The following is a 12,987-nucleotide window of genomic DNA, read 5'->3' as shown; positions in this document are numbered from 1 at the left end:
TACTGGTTTTGCTGTCTATCGTCGCATTCCCAAGGGCGTGGGACTCACGTGTAATGGGCGCATAACGATAAGGATTACCCCGCCATGCTGCCCGCCCGATTACCCCTGCTGGCCCTGCTGTGCCTGCTCACCGCCCAGGTCCAGGCCGACACGCCACTGTTTTCCGCCGACGGTTATCGCATCAGCCTGTACCGCAGCCCTACGCCCGAGCATGTGTCGGGAGCGACCATCGTCGACACTCCCGCCCTGCAAGCCTTGCTCGGCCAGGTGCCCGCACCGGTGCTGATCGACGTTTACCGTCGCCAATGGCTGCAAGGCCGCTTTATCGAAGACCAACCCCACGCCAACCTGCCCGGCAGCCGTTGGCTGGCCAATACCGGCGACGGCGACCTCACGCCGGAATGGCAAGGTTATTTCGTGCGGCACCTGTACAAGTACACCGGCGGCGACCTGTCGCGCCCGCTGGTGTTCTATTGCCGCTCCGATTGCTGGCTGAGTTGGAACGCGGTAAAACGTGCCGCCAACCTGGGCTATACCTCTGTGTATTGGTACCGCGACGGTTTGGATGCGTGGGAAGCGGCAAACCTGCCAGTGACGGCTGCGACACCCGAGCCTTTTCAATAACCACTACAAGAAGGTGAACGGCCATGTACAAAATCCTGATTGCCGACGATCACCCGCTGTTTCGCGAGGCGATCCATAACGTCATCAGCGACGGCTTCCCCGGCAGCGAAGTGATGGAAACCGCCGACCTGGACAGTGCCCTGGCCCTGACCCAGGAACACGACGACCTCGACCTGATCCTGCTCGACCTGAACATGCCGGGCATGCACGGGCTCAACGGCCTGATCAACCTGCGCAATGAGTCGCCAACCATCCCGGTGGTGATCGTTTCTGCCGAGCAGGACAAGCAGATCGTGCTGCAAGCCATCACCTATGGCGCGGTGGGGTTTATCACCAAGTCCTCGCCGCGCCTGCAAATGACCGAGGCGATCCAGCAGATTCTCAACGGCAATGTGTACCTGCCGCCGGACATCATCCGCACCCAAAAACCCGGCGCCCAGCGCCGCCTCAACGAAAACCCGGGCTTCGCCCCCGAACTGCTGCAAGCCCTGACCCGCAAACAATTGCTGGTGCTCGAACGCATGACTAAAGGCGAGTCGAACAAACAGATCGCCTACACATTGGAAATCGCCGAGACCACGGTGAAAGCCCATGTATCGGCCATCTTGCGCAAGCTCAATGTACACAACCGCGTACAGGCCATCCTCAGCGCCGGCGACATCGACTTCGGCTCCTACCTGCGCCGCTGAGCCTCCAGACAAACGCGGGGCAAAAGGTGGGAGGGAGCCTGTCCCCGATAGCAGGGGTTCAGTCAATGCATGGGCTGGCTGACCGGCCGCCATCGGGGGCAAGCCCCCTCCCACATCTTGATCTGTGTGGATCAGCGCCGATTATGCTCAATCCTGGCTCATGCTTGCGCCGCTGAGCCTCCAGGCAACCGAGAGGCAAAAGGTGGGAGGGGGCTTGCCCCCGATAGCGGTGGTTCAGTCAATGCATGAGCTGGCTGACAATCCGCCATCGGGGGCAAGCCTCCCCACATCTTGATCTGTGTGGATCAGCGCCGATTATGCTCAATCCTGGCTCATGCCTGCGCCGCTGACCTTCCAGACAAACGAAAGGAAAAAGGTGGGGGGCTTGCCCCCGATAGCAGCGGTTCAGTCAATGCATGGGCTGGCTGACCGGCCGCCATCGGGGGCAAGCCCCCTCCCACATCTTGATCTGTGTGGATCAGCACCGATTAAGCTCAATCTTGGCTCATGCCTGCGCCGCTGGCCTTCCAGACAAACGCGGAACAAAAGGTGGGAGGGGGCTTGCCCCCGATAGCAGGGGTTCAGTCAATGCCTGGGCTGGCTGACCGGCCGCCATCGGGGGCAAACCCCCTCCCACATCTTGATCTGTGTGGATCAGCGCCGATTATGCTCAATCCTGGCTCATGCCTGCGCCGCTGGCCTTCCAGACAAACGCGGGGCAAAAGGTGGGAGGGGGCTTGAACTGGCCTAATGATTTTGGACACTTCAATCGGGCGCTATGATGGCGCCCAAATCTGAGGTGTTTGGATATGCGTAAATCTTATTCGAGTGAGTTCAAGCTCAAGGCTGCCAGCATGGTGCTGGACGAAGGCCAGCCGGTTACCGAGGTGTGTGCCAGTTTGGATATAGGCCCTACCGCCTTGCGTCGTTGGGTCGATCAGGTACGCAAAGAGCGTTTGGGCTCGACGCCGGTAGGCGCCAAGGCGATTACCGCCGACCAGCGAGAAATTCAGAGGCTCAAAGCCCTGCTCAGGGAGAAAGACCTGGACATCGAAATCCTAAAAAAGGCCAGTGCTCTCCTGCTTTTGGACGCCAAAGATCATTCACGCTGATCGATGAGTTGGACGAGCAGTACGGCGTTAATCGGTGTTGCCGGGCGTTCGGCGTCAACCGCAGCAGCTTTTACGCTTGGCGTCAGCGCCAAGGTAAGGCTAACCCTCAGCGAGAGCAGCTTAAAGCCGCGCTGGTCAAGCATCACAAGGCATCGCGAGCTTCTGCGGGAGCGAGGACTTTGGCGAAGGAGCTGCAAGAGAAAGGGCATCGCATCGGCCGGTACTTGGCTCGCAGTTTGATGCGCGAAGCGGGGATCGCCAGCCGCCAGCGCCGACGCCATAAGTACAAATCGTCCGGCGTAGAAGCTTTGGTGGCACCGCACGTGCTCAAGCGTGAGTTTGATGTCACGGCGGTCAATCAGGTGTGGTGTGGCGACGTGACGTACATCAAGGTCGGCAAGCGGTGGCTGTATTTCGCTGCGATTCTGGATTTGTTCGCCCGTCGGATCGTGGGCTGGTCGTTTTCGATGATTTCCGATGCCACGCTGACCTGCGAGGCTTTGCGGATGGCGGTTGAGCTCAGAGGTCGTCCTAAAGAGGTGCTGTTTCATTCAGACCAAGGCTGTCAGTACACCAGTCATAAGTTCAGGAATGAGCTGCTGGCGCATGGCCTGCGGCAAAGCATGAGCCGTAAAGGTGAATGCTGGGATAACGCTCCGATGGAGCGTTTCTTTGGAAGTTTGAAATCAGAGTGGGTGCCCGAGACGGGTTACGCATCAGAACATGAGGCCCGAGCAGACGTGCAGCGTTATGTCTCGCGCTACAACATCACCAGGCCCCACAGTTACAACGATTACCGGTCGCCGGTCGTCAGGGAGAGACTGGCGGCATGAACCTTAAATGGTGTCCAAGAATACTTGACCAGTTCAGCTTGCCCCCGATAGCGGTGGTTCAGTCAATGCATGAGCTGGCTGACAGGCCGCCATCAGGGGCTTGCCCCCTCCTCCCCTTGCCCAGTAGATGGCTCATGGCAGTTTTCAGCTTCATCGGCCGTACCGGTTTGTGCATCAAGGTGTGCCCCTGTTCGCGGATCTGTTGCTTGAGTTCGTTGCTGTAGTTGGCGGTGATCATCAGCGCCGGTATCGGGCGACCGCGGCGGGCGTTGATGCGGGCCACGGCGTCGACACCGTTCTGGTCATTGTCCAGGTGGTAGTCGGCGATCAGCAGGTCGGCCTCGGCGTGGTAGTTGTCCACCTGGCCGGCCAGGTCCTGTTCCGATAAGGCCGTGACCACCTGGCAGCCCCAGCCTTCGAGCAGGGTGCGCATGCCGGCGCAGATCGCCGCGTCGTTATCCAGCACCCATACCCGGGCGCCCTGTAAACGCTCCAGCATCGGTTCGCTCATGCTCGGTGCGGGCAAGGTCTTGGGCGCGGTGGCGCTCAAGGGCACCTCCACGGCAAACATCGAGCCCTTGCCGGGTACGGATTTGACGCTGATGCGATGGCCCAGGATGCCGGCGATCTTTTCCACAATGGCCAGGCCCAACCCCAGCCCGCGATCCTGATCGCGACGCTGCACATCGCCACGTTTGAACTCCTGGAAAATCTCCTCCAGGCGCTCCTCGGCGATGCCCATGCCACTGTCCCACACCTGGATCGACAAGCGCTGATGCTGGCGACGACAGCCCAACACCACGCGGCCGCTATAGGTGTAGCGAATCGCATTGCTCAACAGGTTGCGCAGAATCCGCGCCAGCAGCTGGATATCGCTGTGCACCAACGCCGAACACCCGATGAAATGCAATTCCAGCCCTTCGCTGCGGGCCAGTTCGGTGTATTCGGCCGCCAGGTTGTCCAGCAGCTCGCTCAGGGCGAACGGCGCGATATCGGCCTTGATCACACCGGCGTCCAGCTTGGAAATATCCACCAGGGTGCCCAGTAGGTTTTCCACGTCTTCAAGGGAATTGCTCACATTGCGCACCAGGGTTTCATTGGCCTGGGGCTCGCGACGTTCCAGCAAGGCGCCGGTGAACAGCCGCGCGGCGTTCAGCGGTTGCAGCAGGTCGTGGCTGACGGCGGCAAGGAACTTGGTCTTCGACAGGTTGGCCTGTTCGGCTTCGCGCTTGGCCTCGCGCAGACGGGTTTCCATGCGGCGGCGCTCATCGATTTCCTTGAGCAACTGGTCGTTGAGCGCGGTGAGTTCCGAGGTGCGCTGGGCGACACGCTGCTCCAGGTTCTGATAGGCCTGATGCAGGGCCTCGGCGGTGCGACGACGCTCGGTGATGTCGCGGATCAGCACGAAAATCCCCACCACTTCACCCGTGGCCAGGCGGTTGGGCACGTAGGAGCGCAGCATGTAGCGCTCCTGGTTGTTGATATTGGTTTCGGCGAATTCAAAGGTCACGCTCTCCCCCGCCAGAGCGCGCGCGACATACGCATCGAGACGCTGGCAGTGCTGCTCGCTATGGACCTCGCGCAGGCTCTGGCCGAGCATCATTCCCGGAGGCCAGCAGTACCATTGTTCGTAGACTTTATTGGTGAACTCATACACCAGGTCGGCATTCAGGTAGCCGATCAGCGCGGGGACGTGGTCGGTGATCAGGCGAATCCAGCGTTCGCTTTCCTGGGCCTTTTGCGCGGCGGCCTGCTCACGGCGCAGGGTTTCGGCGCGCAGCCGGGCATTGATCAACAAGTGGTTGCTGGCGCGCAGTTCGGCCATTGCCTGGTTCAAGGCGTCGGTGCGCTCACGAACTTGCTCGGCCAACACCACCGAGTGCTGGAACGTGGTGTACGGGTCATTGCCCTGGGACACACCGGACTCGATGCGTTCGATCAGCGCCGCGTTGATCCGCGCCAGCTTGTGGTTGTCCCCCCGCAGGCGCGCCAGTTCGGCCAGCAGTTCAGTGCGGCCCAGGCGCGCGTCCTCGGGCAATGGCGACCCCGGTAAAGGTCTGGTTGATGTGCATGCCATTGAACTGTTCTCCGTAGGTGTTGAAACCCAGCACGCGTTGGTCCTGCAGGAAACCGCCGATCTGTTCCAGGGTGTCGGCGTCTTCCAGCTCCAGGCGCCGCAGGAAACAGTCGCAGCCGATGGTCAGCAATAGGTCGCCGAGGCGCGTGTGCAGGCCGTCGAACAGGTTTTGCAGGTTTGGCAGGATCGGCCCGGGTTCCATCACGGTGAGCACGATGCCGTTTTCCACCGCGCAGTAGAAACTCAGGCTGAGGTCGTCATGCACTTGCTGGATGGCGCGCACGTAATACTGGTCGTGGATGCGCACTGCCAGCGGGTGGGCAGCGAAGATGCGGTGATCGAGGTCGGCCACCGCCACGCCGATATGCCGCGCGTATTCTTCAGCGGCAGGTTCGGCATTGAGTTCGAATACCCGGCGGGACGGGCTGTCGGCTGCGGTCACCACCAGTTTTTCCGCACGCGGCAGGATGTGGTGAGTGGTGAACACTTCAAAATCCAGCCAGGTGTTGACCAACACCACCACCGCCGCGCCGCTGTGAAACGCGCCGTTGAAATACACATGGGTGTGGGTCAGGAAGTTGTCGTCACCAGCCGAGCCGCCGAAGTGCGGGATATCCCCCAGGGCCGCGCTGAGGGCAGCGAGCACCATTTCTTCGCGGCTGGACAGACCATCGAGCAAGGTCAGGGCAAAGGTGTTGCCTTTGATCGGCGCCAGCGTGTTGCTGCGGCAACCGCCCACCAGGCGTTCGACCATGTGCTGGGCATCGATCAGGCTGAAGTGCTCGACCTGGTCGATCAGTTCGGTGGCAATGGAAAAGTGCGCATGGTTAAAGCCCATCGCGGTCACGCAATTGCGCCCGTAGCCCTGGGGCGTGATCTCGCCGGCGCTGGTGCAACCGACCACGCGCACACTGCCGAAGCAGTGCTGCAAGGCATTGCCCAGGGCCTGCAAATCGTAGGAGGCCGAGCAGAAAAACAGCACAAAACCCAGATACGGATGCAGCAGCTGTCGCGCCAACTCTTCGGCGGCCTGCCCGGCGTCGGTTGCCTGGGACATGGCGCTCACTACGCCTTCGTGGTTGTGCATCGTCGACTCTCCCCTCAGAGGCTTGAGTGTACGAAGGCAGAGGCTGCGGCCCTATGCTACTTGGGTACTGGGTGGGGGATGCGATGGGATGAAAGTGCGCAAACGCACAGAGGATTCAAATGTGGCAGGGGGCTTGCCCCCTCCCACATTGCAATTGCATTTCAAGTTCAGCGTAAAGCGTTCAAAAGCATTCCCGCTGCAACCGCGACACACAGGCTGGCGAAACCCACCTGCAAGGTGCGTGCGGCAATCACCGAGCATAGCCGCCGGCCGATCAGCATGCCGACGATGCTCGCGGCGATAAACACCCAGCCCACGGCGTCTATACGGACGCCGGCATGGAACGCGCCGACCACGCCGATCAGCGAGATCAGACTGATCACCATCAATGACGTGGCGACGATGCCGCGCATCTGCACGTCGGTGAGTTGCTTGAACGCTGGCACGATCAGAAAGCCGCCGCCGACGCCGAGCAAGCCCGACACCGCACCGGTGATGGCGCCCAGCGCGGCCAGGGTGGCGGTGCATTTGGCGGTCCAGGCCAGGCGCCCGGTCTGCTGGTTGAGCATGCAGTTTTTCTGGCCCCAGGAGGCGGCGCCATGGTCGCTCGGCCCGGCCTGGTTTTTTTCCCGTTGCAGCATGCGCCAGGCCACCAGCACCATCAACGCGCTGAACAGGCCCTTGAGCAACGCTTCGGGCATCTGGTGAGCGACGAACACCCCCAGCGGTGAAAACAACGCGCCGAGCAAGGCGATCAGCAAGGCGGCGCGATAGCGCACCAGGCCATGGCGCAAACCGTCTATCGCCCCCACCGCCGCCGCCGCGCCCACCGCGAGCAACGACACCGGCGCGGCCTGGGTCATGCTCAAGCCCAGGCCCAACACCAACGCGGGCACGCCGAGGATGCCGCCGCCCGCGCCGGTCAGGCCCATGACCAGGCCCATCAACACCCCCAACACACTGGCCAGTAGCATTCAGTCCACCTTGCTCAGACGGGTCAGCCACTCGCGGCCCTTGAGCATGCCGTTCCAGTAGAACCACGGCAGCAAGGTCGCCTTGAGCCACCACATGGAGCGGCGCGCTTGGGTCGGGTCGAGGGCGAAGGTCGGCAGCAATTTGCCGCCGTAGCCGAACTCAGCCAGCACCACTTTGCCCTTCTCCACTGTCAGCGGGCAGGAGCCATAGCCGTCGTACTTGAGCGGCAACGGCGCCTGCTTGCGCAGGGCCAGCAGGTTTTCGGCGACCACCACGATCTGCTTGCGCACGGCAGCAGCGGTCTTGGCGTTGCTGGTGCCGCACACATCGCCCAGGCCAAAGATGGGCGCATAGCGCTGATGCTGCAGGCTGTGCGGGTGCACGTCGCACCAGCCGGCGGCGTCGGCCAGCGGGCTGTGGCGGATAAATTCCGGGGCCAGTTGCGGCGGCACCACGTGCAGCAGGTCGAAGGTTTTTTCCACAAGCGTGACGTTGCCCTCGGCATCGTTGACCTCGAACCAGGCTTTGCGCGCCGGGCCGTCGACCTTCACCAGGTTGGCATTGAAGGCCAGGCGCGCGTTGTATTTCTCCACGTATTTCATCAACGGCGGCACGAAGGTCGCCACGCCGAACAGCGCCGCGCCGGCCAGGTTGAATTCCACGCCGATGTTTTGCAAATGGCCCTGCTTGAGCCAGTGGTCGCACGACAGATACATAGCCTTCTGGGGCGCGCCGGCGCATTTGATCGGCATGGCCGGCTGGGTGAACAGTGCCTTGCCGGCCTTGAGTTGCTTGACTTGCTGCCAGGTATAAGCGGCGTGCTCGTAGCTGTAGTTGGAAGTCACGCCGTGCTGGCCGAGGGTGTCCTGCAAGCCTTCGATTTTCTCCCAGGCCAGGCGCAGGCCGGGGCAGACAATGAGGTTGTTCCAGGTCACGCGCTGGCCGTTGTCGAGCACCAGGCTCTGGCTGTCCGGCAGCACCTCGGTCACGGCGGCCTGCACCCAGGTCACGCCATTGGGCAGCACATCGGCCAAAGGGCGGCGGGTCTTTTTCAGGTCGTAGGCACCGCCGCCCACCAGAGTCCAGGCCGGTTGGTAGCAGTGGTAGTCGCTGGGTTCGATCAGGGTGATGTTCAGGTCGGGGTCGCGCTTGAGCAGGCTGGCCAGCAAGCCAATGCCTGCCGAACCGCCGCCGATGACAACGATGTCGCCACTGATGGTCTGGCCCCAGTGTTGGTCGGTCATGGTCTATCGCCTTTTTTGTCAATGCACACAAGGGTCGCTGCCGGATGGCGTCACGCCCAGCTTTTTATGACCGCGCCGCAGTAAAGGCCGGACAGGGTCTTCATCACTTGGATCACTTCGTGGCTGGCCAGTCCGTAGAAAATGTATTTGCCTTCGCGACGGGTGGCCACCAGCCCTTCGTCGCGCAGGATGCCAAGCTGTTGCGACAGCGTCGGCTGGCGCACGCCGGTCATGGTTTCCAGCTCGCCCACATTGCGTTCGCCCTGGGTCAACTGGCACAGGATCAACAGGCGGTCTTCGTTGGCCAACGCCTTAAGCAAGGCACAGGCCTTGGACGCGGAAGCACGCAGTTGGGCGACTTCGCCCTCACTCAAGGTAGATTCCATTTGCTTCGGGTCCTGTGTGTCACTTAATCTGAAAACATTATGTGTAAACATAAAGTGATTGTAATCACTTTTTTCCAGCATCAGGGGCTACCGCCATGCCAGCGTTGATTCAATCCTTTCTGGACGAGGCGTCGTCGACCTACACCTACGTGGTCTACGAAGCGGACGGCGGCCCCTGTGCCATCGTCGATTCGGTGCTCAACTACGATCCGGCTTCCGGTCGCACCGACACCGCCCAGGCTGACAAGGTGATCGCATTCGTGCACGAGCACGGGTTGCAGGTGCAGTGGTTGCTGGAAACCCATGCCCACGCCGACCACCTGTCCGCCGCGCCGTACCTGCGCCGTACGCTGGGCGGCAAGATCGCCATCGGCCAGTGCATCAGCCAGGTGCAAAACGTGTTTAAAAACCTGTTTAACCTGGAGCCGGAATTTCGCGTCGACGGTTCGCAGTTCGATCATTTGTTCGCGCCGGACGAAATCTTCCACATCGGCCGTTTGAAAGCCCAGGCGTTGCATGTGCCCGGGCATACCCCGGCAGACATGGCCTACCTGATCGACGGCAAGCTGATCCTGGTGGGCGACACGCTGTTCATGCCGGATGTGGGCACCGCCCGCTGCGACTTCCCCGGCGGCGATGCGCATCAGTTGTACGCGTCGATGCGCAAGTTATTGGCCTTCCCCCTGGAAACCCAGTTGTACGTGTGCCACGACTACCCGCCCCAGGGGCGCGAGGCGAAATGCCTGACCACGGTGGCCGAACAGCGCGCAAGCAATATTCATGTGCATGACGGTGTGGATGAAGCGGCGTTCGTGGCGATGCGCACCCAACGCGACGCCGGGTTAGGAATGCCGACGCTGCTGCTGCCGGCGATTCAGGTGAACGTACGCGCGGGGAATATGCCGCCGGCGGAAGACAACGGCGTGGTGTATTTGAAGATCCCGCTCAACCAGCTCTGAAGCGCCTAATCGAAATAAGAACCCTTGCCACGGGTAATGCCGCACCATAACTCGTCGACTTGCTTGAACCCCCACTCTTCAGCCAAGGCACGGCCGACGATCTTGTCCGGTTGCTTGGCGAGGTTGACCACCGTCTGAGTCACCGGCAGCCCGGAACGCGCGGAGAAGAACACCTTGACCACGGGGGTCAGCAATGACAGTGGGTTTTGTTCGAGGACCACCGCGATGCGGCCACTTTCCAGGCGCACCAAAGCGCCGACGGGGTAAATACCCACGCAACGCACGAACGCCTGGAACACCCGTTCATCAAAATGGCCTTTCCATTCCGCCATTTTCTGAATCGCTTCGGCAGGCCCCCAAGCGTGCTTGTAAGGGCGCTCCGAAGTCACGGCATCGTATACGTCACACACCGCGCCCATTTGTGCCAACAAACTGATCTGGTCCTGCACCAGGCCATGGGGATAGCCACTGCCGTCGCATTTTTCATGGTGGTGCAGGCAGACATCCAACACCAGGGCGCTGATCCGCGGCGACTGCCGTAACAAATCGGTGCCCAGCACCGGGTGTTTGCGTACCACGCCAAACTCACCGTCGGTCAAGGCCCCCGGCTTGTTCAGGATAGGTTCGGGAACGGCCATCTTGCCCACGTCATGAAACAACCCCGCCAGGCCCGCCTCCTGCACCAACGGCGGCGCCAGGTCCAACTGGCGCGCCAGGGCGATCATCAAACCGGAGACCGCCACCGAGTGCATGTAGGTATATTCGTTTGCCGTCTTCAGCCGTGCCAGGCTGATCAAGGCATGGGGATGGCGCAGGATGGATTGGGAGATCTCGTCCACCAGCGCGGCCGCCTGGGTCGGCTCCACTGCCCGCCCCATGCGCAGGTCACCGAACATTTCGATCACTGCGCGTTTGGCCACCGCGCACAGTTTGACCGCTCGGGCCACTTCAGCCTTGATGTCGGCCGGCTCAGCCACCACCAGTCGCGACGGCGCCGCGAGTGGTTGCACCGTTTGCTCCGGGCTGGGCGCGATGCTGAGGCTGATATCGCAGCCCTTTTGAGTATCGATCCACACGGCGCGCACCGGAGCATCGCGCAAACGCTGCACGTCCTCAGCGTGGCTCAGCAGAAAGCTGGTTTTCCAAAAGCCATGATCAATCCAGGCGCCGTCGAGTTTATGGACATACATTCCCTGAACGACTTGCGATGCAGAAATGCACTTCAACATCTCCCCCCCTCACGACCGCGATCCTGCGGTCAAGCCACGGAGAATTTCCCAACGATCTGCTTGAGGTCTATCGCCAATCTGGACAGCTCATGACTGGCCGTAGACGTCTGGCTCGCCGCCGAAGAACTCTGGATAGACAAATCGCGAATGCTGATCAGGTTCTGGTCAACGGAACGCGCTACATGAGCCTGCTCTTCGGAAGCGGCCGCAATCAACAGATTTCTTTCATTGATATCGCCAATCGCCTCGGTAATCTGCGTCAGCGCCACGCCGGCTTCGTGGGCAATCTTCAAGGAGTCCACAGCTTCGCTGCGGTTCAAGCCCATGGACGCCACCGCCTCGCTGGAGCAGACCTGGATTTTCGCAATCATTTGCTCGATTTCCTGGGTCGAGGTCTGCGTGCGATGAGCCAGCGCGCGGACTTCATCGGCGACCACGGCAAAGCCGCGCCCTTGCTCACCGGCCCGCGCGGCCTCAATGGCGGCGTTCAATGCCAGCAAATTGGTCTGCTCCGCGATCGAGCGGATCACCTCGACCACCTTGGCAATGTCCTGGGCCTGCTTGGCCAAGCCCTCGACCTCCAGCCCGGTCTGCTGGACCGTAGCGCTAAGTTTTTCGATCGAGGCAATAGTTTGTGTGACCCGTTCCTGGCCCACCGACGCCGATCGCTGGGAGTCCTGAGTCGACTGTGAGGCCGAAATGGCATTTCTGGCCACTTCCTCGACTGCCGCAGTCATCTGATTGACCGCCGTGGCGGCCTGGTCGGTTTCCAGGCTTTGGCGTTCGATACCGGCGCTGGACTCGCGCGTGATGGAACTCATCTCTTCCGCCGCCGACGCCAGTTGCCCGGATGCTTCGGAAATATGCTGCAGCGTGGCTTTAAGGTTCATCTGCATGGCGGCGGTGGACCGTTGCAACTCGGTCAGCTCGTCATTGCCATTGACAGCAATGGCCACGCGTAAATCGCCGTCGGCAATCTTGCCGGTCGATACCAACAACTCCCGCACGGGAACAACGATGCTGCGGGTAAACAGGCGAGCGACCACGATGGCAAGCAGCACTGAGCCGCCCATCAATACCCACGTGAACATCCGCGCCGCGTCATGCTCGCTGGACGCCACGTTTACAGCGGCGGTCGAGCCACGCCCATTCAATGCGATCAACTCGCTGATGGAACGTTGAACTTCAAGCGCGATAGGCCCGTTGACTTCCCGCAAGTATGTCGACATCTGTTCGGCCGACATTGTCGAAGCCTCTCCCACAAACTCATCCATTCTCTGGCTGTAATTCTTGATGCTGGCCAATACCTGGTTGTACGTGACTTGTTCCTCGGGGCTCGATACCAACGGCGCATAACGAGCAGCAACATCAAGGACCTCGGTGCGCACGGCTTTGAGCTTTTCGAGAGATGCCGGGTCCTGGCGGGGTATTTCCATGGCGTAACGGCGTAAATCCAGGCGTAGTTTGTAGAACGCCGAATCGATCTCGCCTGCCAGGCGAATACTGGGCAACCAATTGGTTTCTATTTCAACAGTCGATGAATAAACCTTATCGACTTTAACTAGCGTCATTGCTCCCTGAATTAACAACAGAACACACACCACCCCAAAACAAAGTGTGGTACGAACGTTCAACTTCCAGGCTCTCATGTACATCGCGGTATACCCCTTGTACCGGGCCGCGAACATCCCGGCCTCATGGGGCTAATGTGTTTAATCGGATGTGAAAAATACGTGACTGCTCACGCAATTTTTCATTAATGGAAAATAAAA

12 protein-coding genes are annotated in these 12,987 nt (G+C 60.8%); 5 read left to right on the top strand and 7 right to left on the bottom strand.

Annotated features, from left to right (window positions below):
* The first annotated feature begins 84 nt into the window (after positions 1-84).
* The 4 genes from K1567_RS26765 (at position 85) to K1567_RS26755 (ending at position 3,258) form a co-directional block, all read left to right on the top strand.
* Positions 85-624 (top strand): PQQ-dependent catabolism-associated CXXCW motif protein, encoded by a 540-nt coding sequence (locus tag K1567_RS26765; protein ID WP_034098935.1) that lies wholly within the window; start codon positions 85-87, stop codon positions 622-624.
* A 23-nt stretch (positions 625-647) separates the two neighbouring features.
* Positions 648-1,313: a response regulator transcription factor gene (locus tag K1567_RS26760; protein WP_034098938.1), complete on the top strand. Its 666-nt coding sequence runs from the start codon at positions 648-650 to the stop codon at positions 1,311-1,313.
* 809 nt (positions 1,314-2,122) lie between these two features.
* Positions 2,123-2,425 carry a transposase gene (locus K1567_RS28105; protein ID WP_040267329.1) on the top strand — a complete coding sequence of 101 codons (303 nt, stop codon included), beginning with the start codon at positions 2,123-2,125 and terminating at the stop codon, positions 2,423-2,425.
* 8 nt (positions 2,426-2,433) lie between these two features.
* Positions 2,434-3,258 carry an IS3 family transposase gene (locus tag K1567_RS26755; RefSeq protein WP_405045956.1) on the top strand — a complete coding sequence of 275 codons (825 nt, stop codon included), beginning with the start codon at positions 2,434-2,436 and terminating at the stop codon, positions 3,256-3,258.
* Positions 3,259-3,316: 58 nt separating this feature from the next.
* Here K1567_RS26755 and K1567_RS26750 read toward each other — a convergent pair whose 3' ends face one another.
* From K1567_RS26750 to K1567_RS26730, 5 genes are all read right to left on the bottom strand, one after another.
* On the bottom strand, positions 3,317-5,335 hold the full coding sequence (locus K1567_RS26750; protein WP_082136190.1) for a NahK/ErcS family hybrid sensor histidine kinase/response regulator: 2,019 nt from the start codon (positions 5,333-5,335) through the stop codon (positions 3,317-3,319).
* Positions 5,265-6,422, bottom strand: coding sequence for a nitric oxide-sensing protein NosP (gene nosP / locus K1567_RS26745; protein ID WP_034098939.1), 1,158 nt, complete (start codon positions 6,420-6,422; stop codon positions 5,265-5,267). The genes K1567_RS26750 and nosP overlap by 71 nt, the downstream gene beginning before the upstream one ends.
* Positions 6,423-6,589: 167 nt before the next feature.
* Complete coding sequence (locus tag K1567_RS26740; RefSeq protein WP_034098940.1) at positions 6,590-7,396, bottom strand: sulfite exporter TauE/SafE family protein; 807 nt, start codon at positions 7,394-7,396, stop codon at positions 6,590-6,592.
* Positions 7,397-8,641, bottom strand: coding sequence for an FAD/NAD(P)-binding oxidoreductase (locus K1567_RS26735; RefSeq protein WP_034098941.1), 1,245 nt, complete (start codon positions 8,639-8,641; stop codon positions 7,397-7,399).
* 50 nt (positions 8,642-8,691) lie between these two features.
* Positions 8,692-9,027 (bottom strand): helix-turn-helix transcriptional regulator, encoded by a 336-nt coding sequence (locus K1567_RS26730; RefSeq protein WP_017527038.1) that lies wholly within the window; start codon positions 9,025-9,027, stop codon positions 8,692-8,694.
* Between the two features lie 95 nt (positions 9,028-9,122).
* On the opposite strand from K1567_RS26730, the gene K1567_RS26725 reads away from it, so the two are divergent.
* Positions 9,123-9,986 carry an MBL fold metallo-hydrolase gene (locus K1567_RS26725; RefSeq protein WP_034110993.1) on the top strand — a complete coding sequence of 288 codons (864 nt, stop codon included), beginning with the start codon at positions 9,123-9,125 and terminating at the stop codon, positions 9,984-9,986.
* Positions 9,987-9,991: 5 nt separating this feature from the next.
* Here K1567_RS26725 and K1567_RS26720 read toward each other — a convergent pair whose 3' ends face one another.
* Both K1567_RS26720 and K1567_RS26715 read right to left on the bottom strand, forming a co-directional pair.
* On the bottom strand, positions 9,992-11,215 hold the full coding sequence (locus tag K1567_RS26720) for an HD-GYP domain-containing protein (protein WP_034098944.1): 1,224 nt from the start codon (positions 11,213-11,215) through the stop codon (positions 9,992-9,994).
* A 29-nt stretch (positions 11,216-11,244) separates the two neighbouring features.
* Entirely contained in the window at positions 11,245-12,870 is a 1,626-nt protein-coding gene (locus K1567_RS26715; RefSeq protein WP_034099839.1) for a methyl-accepting chemotaxis protein, read from the bottom strand.
* Positions 12,871-12,987: the final 117 nt, after the last annotated feature.

This window comes from Pseudomonas sp. S5F11, assembly GCF_019641515.1.
Lineage (GTDB): Bacteria > Pseudomonadota > Gammaproteobacteria > Pseudomonadales > Pseudomonadaceae > Aquipseudomonas > Aquipseudomonas rhodesiae.
This window is presented reverse-complemented; position numbering and strand designations above follow the sequence as displayed.